The sequence below is a fragment of the Flavobacterium plurextorum genome (assembly GCF_024638035.1).
Lineage (GTDB): Bacteria > Bacteroidota > Bacteroidia > Flavobacteriales > Flavobacteriaceae > Flavobacterium > Flavobacterium plurextorum.
Window position 1 is genome coordinate 3,884,586 of the sequence record NZ_CP100442.1, and the last position, 17,093, is coordinate 3,901,678.

A 17,093-nucleotide genomic window follows, 5' to 3' on the forward strand; every position below is an offset into this window, starting at 1 on the left:
ATGATTTTTGTAAAAAGTGAAATGTGAGATGCAAACTTATTGTTACATCTCACATTTCACTTTTTACATTTAACAAATAACACAATTAAAAACTTTCCCCAGATCCACCGCCGCTAAATCCACCGCCGCCAAAATCCATCGGAGAATCTGTTTTTACTTCTGGTTTCATACCAAAAGTTGAAGCCACAATTAAAGCTTCGGCATTTAAAATTGCATTAGAATTATTTATTCTGTCTGGTTTAAAAGTTAATCCTTCTTCTTTATTTTTCAACTTTTGAATAGATAAATACGCTATCGCAAACATCACTAATCCGCCAAGCGTTAATGCCACTTCGATTGGTAAAACAGAGTAATAGAATCGAATCGTAAAAATAGAAAATCCTATTGCCGCAAAGCTAATCCAAAGCATGATTCTGTCTCTTGTTCTCAAAGCTTGAACCAAGTAAACAATTGGCACTATAAAAGTAAAGGCATAAAAGAAGAAAGCAAACGGAATATCCTGACCAGGAAGAACATCTACTCCTAAAAGCTCAAAAGAAAGCTCTCTTACAACTAAATAATTGCAAGAAAGATAAAATAGAATCAGACAAAAGCTGTTTGCTAAGATGAGTCCATCACGAAAATAAACTTCGGTTAGATTTTTTATTTTTCCTTTAGTTAAGAAATAAAAACCAGCCGAAACTAACATTGCAACGAAAGGCAAGATCGTTTTTCCAATATCGCCAATTTCAAACATTCCATAAAATAAAACGGCGGTACTTGCGATACAAAAAACCAGCATAGAAAGTGGATGCAAGTATCTTCTATAGGTTAAAAATGAAGCAATAGCAACAAAAACAGCAATACTAATTTCTTGCCCTTCTGTGCTGATTGCGACTGCAAAACCAATATTTAATGGAATTCCCAAAATAAAAGCATCATCTAAACCATGTCTGTAATAATTTTGATTACCCAAAAGTTCTGCTCCTGCAATACCAACTCCTGCAAAAAGATAACAGCAAATTTTAAAATAGAAATCTTCACCGCTGAGTCCAATTAATGAAATGGCGCCGCAAATCGACGAGTACAAGAATGATCCTAATAGAAAAAATCCTAATCGAACCAAAATATTACTTTGACTTCTAAATGCCGGTAATACATTCTTAATTATCTTTTTTTGCTCTTTACTAATAAAACCTCCGCTTTCCAAAGTTTCCGCTTCTTCAACTAGAGCTAAATTATTCAGTAGATTTTTGTTGTGTAGTATCATTCGGCTATTTCTTTATGGAAGTTTTTAATCAGTTTTATAAATAGCACAATTGAACCAATGAAATAGGCCGGCAAAAGGAAAATAAAAAGTTCCCAAATGTCTGAAAAATCTATGTGTTCAAAAATTCTAAATAAGACAATATTCAATCCGATATAAGCGTAAACAATCATAAAAACATACAATGACATTGCTTTTAAATCATGACTGACTTTATAAAAATAATACGATGAAGCCGCTAAAATACAGGCAAAAATCATCCAGAAAAATTCGTGATTAACTAAATTACTTATTGAAGCAATTGCTATAATATGCAAAGCAAATGTTTGATAAATTATAGCAAAATGAGTTTTTAAACTGATTCTAAAGCTATAAACTGCCCACAAAATAAGCAGAACTCCAAGCATAATTGCCGAATAACTTAAGGTTTGATTGTCATAGAAACTATTATTCTCATTAAAAATATCCTGCGGTGTTACCGAAAGCCCTACGTAAGCAGCTAAACCAGTCACTGCAATCGTTAAAACACTTTTATTATCAAAATAATAAGCACAAACAAAGCTGACAATCGTTGGTACTAAAGTTGCCAAACCATAATGTGTTCCAAAAGTTTTATATTGAAACTGAAGATATCCAATAAAAATGCAAGTCAAAATATTCGCCAATAGAACCAAATACTCTAAAACAGGATTATCAAAAGTAGTTTCTGTTTTTTGAAAACCTTTTGAATTTTTAAAACAGTAATAAAAACAACCTGCTATAATTATGAGCAAGATCGAAAGAAGAGCAATATGCCCAATAGTATCAATATTATTATAAATCAAAATTCCAATTCCAGAAGTAAAAAGCAAAACCGAAAAATAGAGCAATAATTTTAACTCTGCATTTAGAGAAAATATTTTCAAACTTCGATATTTATTAATCTCCTGAAACTGATTCTCAGTAATAAGATTTTTCTCAAGAAGAGCTTGAGCAGCCTGTTCATCAAATCGCGTCATATCTTTAATTTAAAAATAATAGATTCTCAAATTTAAAGAATTAGGTCGAAATTTCTTAAATTTCAAAAATATATTTTGCTGCATAAAAAAAACCGATTTGTAAGTTTTACAAATCGGTTCTATTATTTTGAAAGAAGATCTTTTAAAAAGCATTTTTCATTTTATCTTTAATCGCATCTAAACATAAATTATTGATGCTTCCTTCATGTGTGTGTTTGGTCTCTTTTGGAGATTTATACGTTCCTGCTTCCAATTGTTCGGCAACAGCTTTGTAAGCGTCTCTAAAAGGCATTCCTTCTACAACCATTTCATTTAATGTATCGACAGTAAACAAGTAATCGTATTTTTTATCTTCTAAAATATGATCTTTTACAGTAATGTCTTTTATAGAGAAAATAGCAATATCTAAACAAGATTTTAAAGTTTGAATTGCAGGAAACAATCCTTCTTTTAAAAGCTGTAAATCTCTGTGATAACCACTTGGAAGATTATTGGTAATTAAAGTAATTTCGTACGGAAGCGCCTGAATCTTATTGCATTTTCCTCTTATTAATTCGAAAACATCAGGATTCTTTTTATGAGGCATAATGCTTGAACCTGTTGTAAGATGTGCTGGAAGACCAATAAAGTCAAAGTTTTGACTCATATACAAACAAACATCCATAGCAAACTTTGATAGTGTTCCTGCAACGCTTGTCATAGCAAAAGCAACTGTTTTCTCTGCTTTTCCGCGGCTCATTTGCGCAGCAACGACATTGTATTTCAAGGTTTCAAAACCTAATTCCTGCGTTGTAAATGTTCTGTTGATTGGGAACGAGCTTCCGTAACCTGCAGCAGATCCTAACGGATTCTGGTCTACAATTTTTGAAGCTGCGTTCAACATCGTAACATCATCAATTAAGCTTTCGGCATAAGCAGAAAACCACATTCCGAATGATGATGGCATTGCGATTTGTAAATGCGTATAACCTGGCAATAATACATTTTGATGTTTCTCTGCTGATTCCATCAACAAGTCAAACAATGTTTTTACTTGCTCTTTTATCGCTTTTAACTCGTCTTTTAAATACAAATGAACATCTACTAAAACCTGATCGTTACGAGAACGTGCGGTGTGGATTTTTTTTCCAGCATCGCCTAGTTTTACTGTTAGAAGATATTCGATTTTAGAATGTACGTCTTCGAAACTGTCTTCGATTTCGAAATTTCCAACTGCGATATCTGCGATGATTTCGTTTAAAGCATCAACTAAAGAAGTTGTTTCTTCTTGAGTTAGCAAACCAATCTGTCCCAACATTTTGGCATGTGCAATAGAACCTAGAGCATCGTATTTTGCTAAAACCAAATCTAGTTCACGATCGTTTCCAACGGTAAATTGTTCGATTTGTTTATCTGTTGGTATTCCTTTTTCCCAAAGTTTCATAAGATGTATGTTTTTTTGCTTCACAGAGATACTCAAAGTATGCTCAGAGATTCACAAAGTTTCTTTTTTTTCGTTTCTTTCTTAGTTTCCGAATGCCCTAGCCCCGATAGTAGTGGAAATCCTTTTGTGTCCGCCGCGGCGGATAGAAAAGATTGGAACGGATAGCGGGATTAGCTCCTAATCTTTCGACTAAGCTCAGGATTCTTTATAATTTAAAGAAATCTGTTAGTATTTTTATATACAAGTCGACTCCTTCTTCAATTTCATTTACAAAAATAAATTCGTCTGCTGAATGTGAACGCAATGTTTCTCCTGGTCCTAATTTTAAAGACTGACAACTTAAAACTGACTGATCTGAAAGTGTTGGCGAACCGTATGTTGTTCTTCCTAAAGCAATCCCTGCCTGAACTAAACCGTGTGCAACTGGAATAGAAGATGCGTTTAAATGCATGGATCTTGGTGTTACTTCGGCGTTTACATTTGCTTTTACCACTTCAAGAATTTCTGCGTTTGTATAACGATCTGTTACACGAATATCAACTACTAAATCACATTCTGAAGGCACTACATTATGTTGCTTTCCTGCATTAATCTGTGTTACGGTCATTTTTACAGGACCTAAAACATCTGAGATTTTGTCGAATTTATAGTTTTTAAACCATTCCATTACCGGAATTGATTTGTATAAAGCATTATCGTCGTTTTGATGTGCGGCGTGGCTTGCGGTTCCTTTTACTTTTACATCAAGAACCAAAAGACCTTTTTCGGCAACTGCTAATTGCATTAAAGTTGGTTCTCCAACAATGGCGCAATCTAATTCTGGTAAACTTTTTAAAACGCTGTTTAAACCGTTTTTTCCGCTGCTTTCTTCCTCGGCGGAAGCCACAATTACGATATTATGCGATAAGTTTTGATTTTCGTAAAAATGCACAAATGTTGCTAGTAATGAAACCAGACAACCGCCTGCGTCGTTGCTTCCTAAACCAAATAATTTGCCGTCTTTTTCAATGGCTTTAAATGGATCGTTTGTATAAGCTTGGTTTGGTCGTACAGTATCGTGATGTGAATTTAGTAAAAGTGTCGGCTTCTTTTCGTCGAAGTATTTGTTGAAAGCCCACACATTATTGTTTTCTCTTTTGAAAGGAATCTCGTTTTGATTGAACCAATTTTCGATTAACAGAGCCGTTTGATCTTCTTCACTTGAAAATGAAGGGGTTTCGATAAGACTTTTTAATAAACTAATTGCTTCTTGAGTAAGCGTTGCAATATTTTTCATAGTTATGGTTTCTTTGCCACGATCCCGATAGCTATCAGGACGAAGTCACAAAGTTTTTTTAATTAAATCGTGACATTTTTAATTTGCGCAAATTTCTTAAATTAAATTTTAAAAGCACTGCGCAGTCATGTTTTTTTGCCACTAATTGCACGAATTTTCACAAATTATCTTTTTGTCACAGATTTAAAATCAAAATAAACTTTTTACTGTACTTCTAAAATTATTTTCTCTTTTAACAGAAAAAATTAATGTCAATTTGTGTAATTCGTGGCAATACGTTTTATAATGTTATGGTTGTATGCAGAACATCTGGATTTTGGAGCATTTTGTGATGCCCAATTTTGATTTTCTGTACACCTCTTGATAAACTATTGAAGCAATTGTCTAATTTTGGAATCATTCCAGAATGGATTACTTTTTCTTCTTTTAGTCTATTATATAATGCTTCGTTGATTTCTTTTATAACGGAAGAATCGTCTTCTGAATCTTGCAAAACGCCTTGTTTTTCAAAACAATACGCGAGTGTAACATCAAAAAATTCAGATAAAGCAATTGATAATTCACTTGCAATAGTATCAGCATTTGTATTTAGTAATTGTCCGTTTTTGTCGTGTGTGATTGCACAGAAAACAGGTACAATTCCAGCTTCCAATAAAGTCGCCAGTAATTTGGTATTAACTTGTTTTACATCGCCTACAAATCCATAATCAATAGTTGGATGATTTCTTTTTACGGATTGAATTAAATTTCCATCGGCTCCAGAAAAACCAACTGCGTTATTGTCTTTTGCCTGCAATTGAGCAACAATATGTTTGTTGATTTGCCCTGCGTAAATCATGACCACGACATCAAGCATCGGAGCATCAGTGATTCGGCGTCCGTCAATCATCTGCGGAACCAAACCAATACTCTGCGCCATTTTTGTAGCCGATTTTCCACCACCGTGAACTAAAACTTTATAACCTTCGATTTTAGAAAAATCGGCTAAGAATTGTTCTAATTCTGCTGGATTATCAATGATGTTTCCACCTATTTTTATTACTGATACGTTCATTTCTTTTAAGGTTCAAAGAGACAGAGGTTCAGAGGAACAAAGGCTTTGTTACGGTTTTAAAACCTTTGAACCTTTGTCGCTTTGTACCTTTGCGTCTAAATTTACAATTTCTTAAGAATCTTCTGTAAAACTAATTGTGCTGAATACGTTCTGTTATTTGCCTGTTCAATTACGATTGAACTTTCTCCGTCTAGAACTTCATCGCTTACAATTACGTTACGACGAACTGGAAGACAGTGCATAAACTTTCCGTTATTGGTTAAAGCCATTTTTTCGGCTGTTACAGTCCAATTTGAATCGCTGTTGGTTACTTTTCCGTAATCGTTGAAGTTACTCCAGTTTTTCACGTAAACGAAATCAGCATTCTCAAAAGCTTTGTTTTGATCGTATTCTATTTTGCACTCTTGCGTGATTTCCGGGCTTAATTCATAACCTTCAGGATGTGTGATTACAAAATCCATATCTTTTTGCATCTGCATCATTTCTACGAATGAATTAGCCACTGCCTGAGGCAAAGCTTTTGGATGTGGTGCCCAAGAAAGAACCACTTTTGGTTTGTGTTTCGTTTTGTGTTCTTCCATTGTAATAGCATCTGCCAAAGATTGTAACGGGTGACGAACTGCACTTTCCATATTCACAATTGGCACGGTAGCATATTTCAAAAATCCTGAAATTACAGTTTCTTGATAATCTTTTTCTTTATCAATTAATCCTGCAAAAGCACGGATTGCAATAATATCACAATATTGAGAAACTACTTCTGCAGCTTCTTTAATGTGCTCTGAAGCACCAGAATTCATAACTGCGCCGTCTTCAAACTCTAATGTCCATCCTTCGTTGGTAAAATTCATTACCATAACGTTCATTCCTAGATTTAAAGCCGCTTTTTGAGTACTCAAACGCGTTCTTAAACTCGGATTGAAGAATAACATTCCCAGAGTTTTGTTTTTACCTAATTTTTTATTTTTAAGCGGATCCTTTTTGATTTTGATCGCACTTTTAACCCATTTTGATAATGAGTCGATATCTTTTATTGAAATATAATTCATTTGTTTTCTGTTTAATCGGTTAATCGTTAAATTGTTTAATCGGTTTACCCACTTAACAAATCTAACTTATATACTTTTATTAAAAATAGTTCTGGATTGTTTTTCATTTATATCGATTAACCGATTAAACAAATAAACAATTAAACAATCTTTGTAAACGGAATTTCATCTTTTAATGCTTTTAAAATAAAATTATCATTTAATCCGTTGACGATCCAGGTTTCAATATTAGCAGCTTTTGATATTCCTGCCGCTTCTATTTTTGATTGCATTCCTCCTGTTCCGTGCGATGATTTCGATTCTCCGATTTCTTTTTCCAATGTTTTTAAATCAGTCACTAATTTAATCGTTTCCGGAACTTCATCATAAATCGATTCTTTGGTGTAAATTCCGTTTGTATTGGTCGCGATTATCAGAATATCAACATTTAAAAGAACCGCTGTTAAAGCTGCTAATTTATCGTTATCCCCAAACCGAATCTCATCTGTGGCAACAGTATCATTTTCATTAATAATCGGAATGTAATTGTTTTTAACCAATACATTAATTGTATTTACAATGTTCTTTTTGGTCTGCTCTTTTTCAAAATCAGAATATGAAAGTAAACACTGTGAAGTATTTAACCCTAAATCCTTAAAATTTTCATTGTAAATCCGCATTAAATGAGGCTGTCCAATAGAAGCTAAAGCCTGTTTCACAAAAACATCTTTATCTTGATTATCCAGTTTTACAAATTGTTTTGCGGCTGCAATTGCTCCTGAACTAACTATGATAAATTCATATTTATCGTTTAGCGCTGCAATCTGTATTCCAAGGTCTTCAATCTTTCCCCGCGAGATATGATTGGTTTCTTTGGTTAAAGTATTACTTCCTATTTTTAATAAAATCCTTTTTTTGCTCATTTTTTTTAAGGTGCTAAGGTTCTAAGATGCAAAGATTCTAAGTTTTTTCACTTAGAATTTTCTAATTATCTAATTGCCTTAATTTTCACATTATTTCAATTACCTAATCTGTCCTTCTCCGTAAACATACCATTTATTAGTAACCAAATGCTGCAAACCAATTGGACCTCTTTGATGCAGCTTATCTGTGCTTATTGCAAGTTCTCCACCTAAGCCAAATTGTCCGCCGTCTGTAAAACGGGTTGAAGCATTTTGGTAAACTGCCGCCGCATCTATGGCTTCCATAAATTGCTGTGCAGCATCATTATCTCTTGAAATAATAGCAGCAGAATGCCCGCCGCAGTATTTATTTATTTTTTCAATTGCATTTTCCTGAGAATCAATTGTTCCAATTACGATTTTATAATCTAGAAATTCTTCATACCAAATATCTTCATTTTGAAGTGTTTTCGTATTTTCAAAATTCTCTAAGGACTTATCAACAATAACTTCAACTTTTGCTTCAATCAAGGTTTCAATCAACATTGCTGTAAAACCTTCAAAATTTGGCAGTTTAGAATCTATTAAAACCTTATCAACTGCATTACAGGCCGAAATTTTTGCTGTCTTTGCATTCAAAATAACTTTTAAAGCTAAATCTGTGTCTGCTTTCTCATGAACGTAAACAAAATTATTTCCGCGTCCGCTTACAATAACTGGACAAGTTGCATGAGCTTTTACGAACTCAATTAGTTTCTCTCCGCCTCTTGGAACTATTAAATCAACTTTTTGAGTTGGTTTTTCTAAAAACGCCTGAGTTTCTGTTCTATTATAATTCAGATATTCTACCCAGTCCTTTGAAACTTCATTTTCTTCTAAAGCTTGATGCCAAAGACTTACGATTTTCAAGTTTGACTTTAAAGACTCTTTTCCTCCTTTTAATAAAATCTTATTTCCGGACTTAAAAGCGATTCCACCGGCTTCTATGGTAACATCAGGACGTGATTCGTAAATAATTAAAATCGTTCCGAAAGCAGCGGTTTTATTAATAACTTTAATTCCATTATCGTGAGTAAAATGAAAACGCTCAACGCCAACAGGATCTTCCTGAGAAGCTAGTTGGTTTAACGATAAAATCATTTCGTCGACCTTTTTATCATCTACTTTTAAGCGTTCTTCCATAGCTAAATCTGAGCCGTCGTAATCAGCAAGATCTTCTTGATTAGTCAAGATAATTTGATTCCGCTCCTGCTCGACCAGCTTTGCCATAGATCGCAAAACGAGATTGCGTTTTTCAATTGATAATGGATTCATTTTTTTGGTTTAATTGGTTAATTAGTTTAACTGTTTAATCGTTAATTCGTTTAATCGATTAAACGAATTAACATTATAGTTCTTCCAAACTTTCTTTTAACGCTTTCACAAACGTATCAATATCCGCTTTTTTCACAGTCAAAGGCGGTAAAATTCTTAATAGATTTTTATTGTTTGCGCTTCCTGTAAAAATGTGTTTTTCGATAATTAACTTCTTTCTTAAAGCAGCTACATCAAAATCAAACTCTACTCCAAGCATTAAGCCTTTTCCTTTTACTTGTTTGATACCTTCAACTTCTTTGATTTTTTCTAAGAAATACTCATAAACTTCGTTTACATTTTTCTGTAAATCCAGTTTTTCAATTACATCTAAAACGGCAATTCCTGCTACACAAGACAAGTGGCTTCCGCCGAAAGTAGTTCCCAATAATCCGAAACTTGCTTCAAATTTTGGAGAGATTAAAATCGCTCCAACCGGGAATCCGTTCCCCATTCCTTTTGCAACTGAAATAATATCAGCGTTGATTCCGTGATGTTGGAATGCGAAGAATTTTCCGCTTCTTCCATATCCTGATTGTACTTCATCTAAAATCAAAACAACATCGTGTTTCTTACATGCTTTTTCTAAAGCCTGAAAAAATTCAGTTGTTCCTTGATCTAAACCTCCAACTCCTTGAATTCCTTCGATAATTACTGCTGTAACATCGCCTTTAGCCAATTCAGCTTCAACTAATTCAATTTGGTTTAGTGGTAAAAAAGTAACTTCTTGCTGTGCATTTAGCGGCGCAACGATTTTCTTATTATCTGTAACGGCAACTGCTGCAGAAGTTCTTCCGTGGAAAGAATTATCAAAAGCGACAACTCTCGATTTTCCGTTATGAAAAGACGCTAATTTTAAAGCATTTTCATTTGCTTCAGCACCTGAACTGCATAAAAACAATTCGTAATCTTCAAGACCAGAAAGCTTTCCTAATTTCTGAGCCAATTCCACCTGCAAAGGATTCTGAATCGCATTTGAATAAAATCCTAAATGGTCTAATTGATTTTTAAGTTTTGCTACATAATCCGGTTGAGTGTGTCCAATAGAAATCACACCATGTCCGCTGTATAAATCTAAATATTCTACTCCTTTGTCGTCAATAATTGTACAATCTATTGCTTTTACTGGAGTGATGTTGTATAATGGGTAAACGTTGAATAAGTTCATTTTGTTTTTTGTTTATTTTGTTTCAGGTTTCAGGTTTCAAGTTAACTTGCAACATGAATCTTTAAACTTGAAACTATTATTAAAATCCGCTTGGTTTCAAATGTAAACCTGTGGTTTCTTCTAATCCGAACATTAAATTCATGTTCTGAATCGCTTGTCCTGAAGCACCTTTGGTTAAGTTATCTATAATTGATGTTATGAGAACCCGGTTTCCTTTTTTCAATAAACTAATTATACATTTATTCGTCTGCACCACTTGTTTCATATTGATGTTTGCTGTGGTAACGGTTACAAAAGGCTCATTTTTATAGAAATCCTCATATTTAGCAACCAATTGCTCTAAACTATCATCAGAAAGTGTATATAATGTTGCAAAAATTCCTCTTGGAAAATCTCCTCTATTCGGAATAAAAAGCAATTCGCTGTCAAAATCGTCTTGTAACTGAACCAAACTTTCTGAAATCTCTCCTAAATGCTGGTGTTCAAAAGCTTTATAGTGTGACATATTATTGTTTCTCCAGCTGAAATGAGAAGTTTCTGAGAGACTTACTCCTGCTCCTGTACTTCCAGTTGTAGCATTAATATGAACGTCGTTATTCAACAAATTATGTTTTGCTAATGGTAATAAAGCTAATTGAATAGCTGTGGCAAAACAACCTGGATTTGCGATATAATTTGCTTTTTTGATTTCAGCTTTGTTTATTTCAGGCAATCCGTAAACAAAATCTTTTCCTTCGAAATGAGCGTCTTTGTTCAATCTAAAATCATTTCCTAAATCAATGATTTTAGTATGGCTTGCGAATTTGTTTTCTTTCAAAAAAGAAATAGACTTTCCGTGACCTAAACACAAGAAAACAACATTTACATTTGGATTTATTTCATCCGTGAAATTCATTTCAATATCTCCCATCAAATCTTGGTGCGCCACAGTAAGTGGTTTTCCAGCATTTGTTGTGCTGTAAACAAAATCAATGTTTACTTTGGGATGATACATTAAAATTCTGATGAGTTCTCCGGCCGTGTAGCCCGAACCACCAATTATTCCGACATTAATCATGATCTAATTGATTTACAGATGAAAATATGTTTTGTGCATTACCAAGAATTTTGATAAATCCTTTTGCATCATCAGATGTCCATGCATTGTTCATTTCTCCATACTGACCAAAACCTGTGTTCATCAAATCATTTTTAGATTCAATTCCGTCAAGTGAGAAATGATATGGTTTTAATGAAACTGTAACAGTTCCATTTACTGTTTTTTGAGTGTCTTGCAAGAAAGTTTCAATGTTTCTCATCACTGGATCTAAGAATTGACCTTCATGAAATAACATTCCGTACCAGTTTCCTAATTGTTCTTTCCAGTATTGCTGCCATTTTCCTAGAGTGTGTTTCTCTAATAAATGGTGTGCTTTTATGATAATTAAAGGCGCAGCCGCTTCAAAACCAACTCTTCCTTTAATTCCGATAATTGTATCTCCAACATGAATATCTCTACCAATTGCGTAAGCATTTGCTAGTTTTTCAAGAACTACGATATTATTAGATGGTTTATCTGTTTTACCGTTTATTCCAACTAATTCACCTTGTTCAAAATGAAGTGTTACTTTTTCTTCTCCTTCTTTTTTTAATTGAGAAGGATAAGCTTCACTTGGCAACGGCTGACCTGAAGTTAGAGTTTCTTTTCCTCCAACACTTGTTCCCCAAAGTCCTTTATTGATAGAATATTGCGCTTTTTCCCAAGAATAGTGAACTCCGTTTTGAGCCAAATAATCTACTTCTTCTTGTCTTGATAATTTTAAATCTCTAATTGGAGTAATGATTTCAATTTCTGGAGCAATAGTTTGGAAAATCAAATCAAAACGAATTTGGTCATTTCCTGCACCTGTACTTCCATGTGCAATCGCGCTGGCTCCTACTTTTTTAGCATATTTTATTGCTTCAATCGCCTGAAAAACACGCTCCGCACTTACTGATAATGGATAAGTATTATTTTTTAATACGTTTCCAAAAATCAAATATTTTATAGCTTTATCATAATATTTGTCAACGATTGTAAGATTTGCGTGTTGCGCACTTCCTAATTCGTAAGCTCTTTTTTCTATTGCTGATAATTCTTCTGCATCAAAACCTCCTGTATCAACAAGCACAGTATGAACTTCGTATCCTTTTTCGTTCTTTAAATATTTCAAACAATAAGAGGTGTCTAATCCTCCGCTATAAGCTAATACTACTTTTTTCATAATGTTACTTTTTTAAAAATAAGGCTTGTTTAATGGTTCTCAGTCTATTAAGAACTTTTTCGTTAAAAGGGTGTTTTGGCGGTATTTTTTGTTTTTCCTTTGGATCATACAACATACCTGTGCATAAACACATTTTGTTTTCTTTACTTTGTAAAATTTGATAATTGGTACAGGTTTTACAGCCTGCCCAAAAACTAGGATCAGTTGTAAGTTCTGAGAAAGGAACTGGTTTGTAACCTAAATCCGAATTGATTTTCATTACAGCTAAACCAGTTGTAATACCAAATATTTTAGCGTCTGGATACCTTTGCAGTGAATAATCAAAAACTTTAGACTTGATTTTTTTTGCCAATCCTAAACTTCTATAATCAGGATGAACAATTAAACCAGAATGCGCCACGAATTTTCCGTGCTGCCAGCTTTCGATATAACAAAAACCTGCAAATTTCCCGTCTGCCAGAGCAATCATTGCATCACCATTCGACATTTTTTTCTGAATATACTCAGGAGTTCTTTTAGCAATCCCCGTGCCTCTTAACAAGGCCGATGATTCTATCGTATCGCAAATTTCTTGTGCGAATTTGAAGTGTTCTTCCTGAGTAACAACAATAGAGATCTTCATTTCAATAATTGAAGTTAGAGTTAAAAATTAAAGCATACTGTTTGGTTTGAAATTCAGAATTGAATCCAATAAAATTAAGCAAAATAGAAGTAACATTCTCAAAATCAAAATATTGATTAAGAAAATTCACAAAATAATAAATACTTTTAGGATATGTTTGTCCAATGGACAAATTATGTAATTTCAAAATGAAAAAGGAGTATGAATAAATATACGGCTAAAAACTCAATGAATACTATATAGATAGTATCCGTACTTCGGGAGAAGTACTAGGTGAGTTTGTCCGTGACAAAGAAGTTATATGTAAACTTATTTTATTCATTGGGGCAAAAGTACACAAAAAATTAATTCACAAAACAAAATTTTTAAAATATAACATTTTTTTAGCGAAATGTTAATTACCTAAAATAAAAAACCCGATAGCCATTAATAACTATCGGGTTTTAAACATTTTAACTTTTACGTTCTTTAGTCCTTAGTAAACGGTATTACTTGTCCGTTAGCCAAAAGTATCATATCAACTCCTGTTCTAGCTTCGTTAAATTTAAATTTTACTCCCGCACCAGTAGACTGAAATGAATCTTTTTCATTTTCAACTGCTGTTAAAGGAAATTTAGGATAATTAGTAATTTCAACATTTAAGGTATTACTTTTTTCGCTGAAAATAAGTTTTAATGGTGCTTTGCTTGTTGAGAAATTCCCTAAATAACTATCTAAAATTACATCTTTCTCAATTTTACCTTTTCCTGCTGTCCAAACATTGTTTGCATCGTTGTTATCTGGAAAAAGATGTTCTGGATCAAGTGTAATACTCTCAATTTCTTCTGTAGAGTTATGTTTAAAAGTCCACACGTTATTACGCTGCCAAACTTCGACAGGCAATTGCACTCTTGAAACTTTACCGCTTTTTGTTTTTACATCTAAAATAATAGGCATTGGCATTTTATCGAAGTTTTCAACGGTAATTGCAATTCCTTTTGAAGGATCGTTTTTGATGTATTTTACCGAATTAATTCCTTGATCGAATCTCCAGTTATTTACAAACCAGCTTCTCCAGAACCAGCTTAAATCTTCACCTGTCACATTTTCCATTGATCTAAAAAAGTCATCTGGCTGCGGATGTTTGTATGCCCAACGTTGGATATAAGTACGGAAAGCATTGTCAAAACGCTCTTTTCCTAAAACTTGCTCTCTTAAGATAATTAAAGCAGAACTTGGCTTAAAATAACATAACATACCAATATTTGCTTCTTTCATATTATCTGGAGAACTCATTACAGTTTCTAAATCTGCACGTGTAAATGATTCTGCTCTTTTATGAAAATCTGTTGGTTCTTCTTTATATTCACCATTATTAAATGCCGCTGTACTTAATGAATTTATAAAAGTATTAAATCCTTCATCCATCCAACCGAACAATCTTTCATTTGAACCAACAATCATCGGAAACCAAATATGTCCGAATTCATGATCTGTAACTCCCCATAAATCTTGTCCTTTCGATTCCCATCCGCAAAAAACAATTCCTGGATATTCCATTCCGCCCTCATTTCCTGCAACGTTTGTTGCTGCTGGATAAGGATATTCAAACCATTGTTTAGAATAATGTTCAATCGATGCTTTTACATATTCTGTCGAACGTCCGTAAGCACCTTGACCAGCACTTTCTACTGGATAAGCTGATAATGCTAAAGATTTTTTACCGCTTGGTAAATTAATCTTTGCTCCATCTAAAATAAAAGCAGGAGAAGATGCCCAAGAAAAATCACGAGCATTTTTAATTTGGAAATGCCACGTTTTTTCACCTGCAGCATTTTTATTCGCAGTTGCAGCAACTTCTTCGGCAGATCTAATGGTAACCGTTTTATCACTCAAAGACGCTTCTTTATAACGCTTAAACTGATCTGCTGGTAAAACTTCAGCTCCATTTAGTAATTCTCCAGAACCTACAACATAATGATTAGCTGGCACGGTAAGTTTTACATCAAAATTTCCGTATTCTAAATAAAACTCAGAAGCTCCTAAATAAGGTGCAGTATTCCAGCCTTTTACATCATCATACACACACATACGAGGGTACCATTGTGCGATCGTGAAAATTTTACCATTTTTAGTTTCTAAAACTCCCATTCTATCTGATCCTTCAAAAGGAGAAATGAATGAAAACTCGATCTTAATTTTTACTGTTCCTCCTTTAGACGCTAAAGCTTCTGGAAGAAACACTTGCATTCTAGTGTCGGTAACTATATATTTTGCATCAACCGTCGTTGGTTTCTTACCTCCAGTAATTACCTTTACAGATTTTATTTTATTTCCTCCTTCGAAAACCTGACCTTGAGCACCGTTACGACTTCCCGTTAAAGGCACAACTGAATTTCCTCTAGAATCTTCTTTAAATAAGTTTTGATCTAAATTCAACCAAACAAATGATAATTTATCAGGGCTGTTGTTGGTATAGGTGATTTCATCTGTACCTACAATTTCGTTTGTGATTCCGTTTAACTTTGCTGTTATTTGATAGTCAGCTCTATTTTGCCAGTATTCAACTCCAGGCTGCCCGCTTGCCGAACGGGTTGCAGTACCATTTTTAGTATAAAAATTTGGCCCAAATGCATCATGGTAATTGTAATTATTAACCGGATTTACTGCTGTTGTTGCCGGCGTTTGTTGCGCCCAAACAGAAGAAATCCCAACAAATAAAGCCATGGTTAATAAGGCTTTTGAAGATTGTATTTTCATATTTTTTAGCTGTTTATGTAGCAAATTAATGAAAAAAAAAGCTATTTATCGAGAAAACTATATGCCTAAATTTAATTTTAGTAAAACTTTATCAAAAAAAATATTTTAAGGTTTTTTCTTAAAAAAACGAATTTTATAAAATACATTTACATCAAGATTAAGTTTAATTTTATTCAACATTATTCCATTGAACACAACCATCTCAAACTCAACACTTAAAGCTTCTATCAATCACGCGGGAGCAGAATTATTTTCATTAAAAAATAATCAAGAGAAAGAATACATATGGGAAGGCAACCCTAATTTTTGGGGCAAACACTCTCCTATTCTTTTTCCAATTGTTGGAACATTAAAAAACAACACTTATACGATTGATCAAAAAGAATATCAGTTGTCAAGACATGGTTTTGCACGGGATATGGAATTTCAATTGATTGAAAAAACAGAGAACAGTGCAGTGTTTTCATTAGAATCAAACCACGAGACTCTAAAAAAATATCCTTTCGAATTTGAATTGCAACTTATTTATTCACTGGAAAAAACATCATTGAATATTGAATATATCGTAATTAATAAAAGTGAAAGAAAAATGCCGTTCTCAATTGGCGCACATCCAGCGATTGCTTTGCCCGAAAATTTTGAGAACTATTCTTTTAAATTTGAAAAAGAAGAGCTTTTAAAATTTAATCTTTTGGAGAATGATTTAATTTCTAATAAAACTGAGGTTTTAAAAACCTTAGACAATTTAGTTCGATTGAATTATAAACTTTTTGAAAATGATGCTTTAGTTTTCAAAACATTAGAATCGAATTCACTAACTATTCTAGAAAATGAAAAACCTTATATTGAGGTTGACTTTGAAGATTTTCCCAGTTTAGGAATCTGGACAAAAGATCAAGCACCATTTGTTTGTATTGAACCTTGGTTTGGTTATTCAGATACAGCCGAAAATTCTGGAGATTTATATCAAAAAGAAGGCATCTTACTTCTAGATGCAGATCAAATATTTCACTCAAAATTCAGTATAAAAATTTTATAAAA

Annotated in this window: 14 protein-coding genes; 1 reads left to right on the forward strand and 13 read right to left on the reverse strand. The window is 33.4% G+C overall.

Annotated elements, in window-relative coordinates; all coding sequences use genetic code 11:
- Positions 1-85: 85 nt before the first annotated feature.
- The 13 genes from NLG42_RS17245 to NLG42_RS17305 form a co-directional block, all read right to left on the reverse strand.
- On the reverse strand, positions 86-1,249 hold the full coding sequence (locus NLG42_RS17245; protein WP_257681684.1) for a hypothetical protein: 1,164 nt from the start codon (positions 1,247-1,249) through the stop codon (positions 86-88).
- Positions 1,246-2,244: a DUF2157 domain-containing protein gene (locus tag NLG42_RS17250; protein ID WP_099718359.1), complete on the reverse strand. Its 999-nt coding sequence runs from the start codon at positions 2,242-2,244 to the stop codon at positions 1,246-1,248. The genes NLG42_RS17245 and NLG42_RS17250 overlap by 4 nt, the downstream gene beginning before the upstream one ends.
- 142 nt (positions 2,245-2,386) lie before the next feature.
- Entirely contained in the window at positions 2,387-3,667 is a 1,281-nt protein-coding gene (gene argH / locus NLG42_RS17255; protein ID WP_257681685.1) for an argininosuccinate lyase, read from the reverse strand.
- Positions 3,668-3,872: 205 nt separating this feature from the next.
- Complete coding sequence (locus NLG42_RS17260) at positions 3,873-4,943, reverse strand: M20 family metallo-hydrolase (RefSeq protein WP_257681686.1); 1,071 nt, start codon at positions 4,941-4,943, stop codon at positions 3,873-3,875.
- A 280-nt stretch (positions 4,944-5,223) separates the two neighbouring features.
- Positions 5,224-5,997: an acetylglutamate kinase gene (gene argB / locus NLG42_RS17265; RefSeq protein WP_257681687.1), complete on the reverse strand. Its 774-nt coding sequence runs from the start codon at positions 5,995-5,997 to the stop codon at positions 5,224-5,226.
- 101 nt (positions 5,998-6,098) lie between these two features.
- Positions 6,099-7,046, reverse strand: a complete 948-nt coding sequence (locus NLG42_RS17270; protein WP_257681688.1) for an N-acetylornithine carbamoyltransferase — start codon at positions 7,044-7,046, stop codon at positions 6,099-6,101.
- Positions 7,047-7,186: 140 nt separating this feature from the next.
- Entirely contained in the window at positions 7,187-7,948 is a 762-nt protein-coding gene (gene proB, locus NLG42_RS17275) for a glutamate 5-kinase (RefSeq protein ID WP_257681689.1), read from the reverse strand.
- Between the two features lie 99 nt (positions 7,949-8,047).
- Complete coding sequence (locus NLG42_RS17280) at positions 8,048-9,241, reverse strand: glutamate-5-semialdehyde dehydrogenase (protein WP_257681690.1); 1,194 nt, start codon at positions 9,239-9,241, stop codon at positions 8,048-8,050.
- A gap of 73 nt (positions 9,242-9,314) precedes the next feature.
- On the reverse strand, positions 9,315-10,448 hold the full coding sequence (locus NLG42_RS17285; RefSeq protein WP_257681691.1) for an aspartate aminotransferase family protein: 1,134 nt from the start codon (positions 10,446-10,448) through the stop codon (positions 9,315-9,317).
- A gap of 79 nt (positions 10,449-10,527) precedes the next feature.
- Positions 10,528-11,505 carry an N-acetyl-gamma-glutamyl-phosphate reductase gene (gene argC, locus NLG42_RS17290; protein ID WP_089057708.1) on the reverse strand — a complete coding sequence of 326 codons (978 nt, stop codon included), beginning with the start codon at positions 11,503-11,505 and terminating at the stop codon, positions 10,528-10,530.
- Positions 11,498-12,691, reverse strand: a complete 1,194-nt coding sequence (locus NLG42_RS17295) for an argininosuccinate synthase (protein WP_089057707.1) — start codon at positions 12,689-12,691, stop codon at positions 11,498-11,500. Before NLG42_RS17295 ends, argC begins: the two co-directional genes overlap by 8 nt.
- Positions 12,692-12,695: 4 nt before the next feature.
- Complete coding sequence (locus NLG42_RS17300) at positions 12,696-13,313, reverse strand: GNAT family N-acetyltransferase (protein ID WP_089055819.1); 618 nt, start codon at positions 13,311-13,313, stop codon at positions 12,696-12,698.
- 468 nt (positions 13,314-13,781) lie between these two features.
- The gene (locus NLG42_RS17305; protein ID WP_257681692.1) at positions 13,782-16,052 is read right to left on the reverse strand and encodes a M1 family metallopeptidase; all 2,271 of its coding nucleotides are present in this window, start codon (positions 16,050-16,052) and stop codon (positions 13,782-13,784) included.
- A gap of 187 nt (positions 16,053-16,239) precedes the next feature.
- On the opposite strand from NLG42_RS17305, the gene NLG42_RS17310 reads away from it, so the two are divergent.
- Positions 16,240-17,091 carry an aldose 1-epimerase family protein gene (locus tag NLG42_RS17310; RefSeq protein WP_257681693.1) on the forward strand — a complete coding sequence of 284 codons (852 nt, stop codon included), beginning with the start codon at positions 16,240-16,242 and terminating at the stop codon, positions 17,089-17,091.
- Positions 17,092-17,093 lie beyond the last annotated feature (2 nt).

Bases quoted from the DNA above. Each gene is read 5' to 3' on its own strand.
- NLG42_RS17270 (WP_257681688.1), bottom strand. From the start codon at position 7,046: ATGAATTATATTTCAATAAAAGATATCGACTCATTATCAAAATGGGTT.
- argH (WP_257681685.1), bottom strand. From the start codon at position 3,667: ATGAAACTTTGGGAAAAAGGAATACCAACAGATAAACAAATCGAACAA.
- proB (WP_257681689.1), bottom strand. From the start codon at position 7,948: ATGAGCAAAAAAAGGATTTTATTAAAAATAGGAAGTAATACTTTAACC.
- argC (WP_089057708.1), bottom strand. From the start codon at position 11,505: ATGATTAATGTCGGAATAATTGGTGGTTCGGGCTACACGGCCGGAGAA.
- NLG42_RS17285 (WP_257681691.1), bottom strand. From the start codon at position 10,448: ATGAACTTATTCAACGTTTACCCATTATACAACATCACTCCAGTAAAA.
- NLG42_RS17245 (WP_257681684.1), bottom strand. From the start codon at position 1,249: ATGATACTACACAACAAAAATCTACTGAATAATTTAGCTCTAGTTGAA.
- NLG42_RS17305 (WP_257681692.1), bottom strand. From the start codon at position 16,052: ATGAAAATACAATCTTCAAAAGCCTTATTAACCATGGCTTTATTTGTT.
- argB (WP_257681687.1), bottom strand. From the start codon at position 5,997: ATGAACGTATCAGTAATAAAAATAGGTGGAAACATCATTGATAATCCA.
- NLG42_RS17260 (WP_257681686.1), bottom strand. From the start codon at position 4,943: ATGAAAAATATTGCAACGCTTACTCAAGAAGCAATTAGTTTATTAAAA.
- NLG42_RS17280 (WP_257681690.1), bottom strand. From the start codon at position 9,241: ATGAATCCATTATCAATTGAAAAACGCAATCTCGTTTTGCGATCTATG.
- NLG42_RS17295 (WP_089057707.1), bottom strand. From the start codon at position 12,691: ATGAAAAAAGTAGTATTAGCTTATAGCGGAGGATTAGACACCTCTTAT.
- NLG42_RS17250 (WP_099718359.1), bottom strand. From the start codon at position 2,244: ATGACGCGATTTGATGAACAGGCTGCTCAAGCTCTTCTTGAGAAAAAT.
- NLG42_RS17300 (WP_089055819.1), bottom strand. From the start codon at position 13,313: ATGAAGATCTCTATTGTTGTTACTCAGGAAGAACACTTCAAATTCGCA.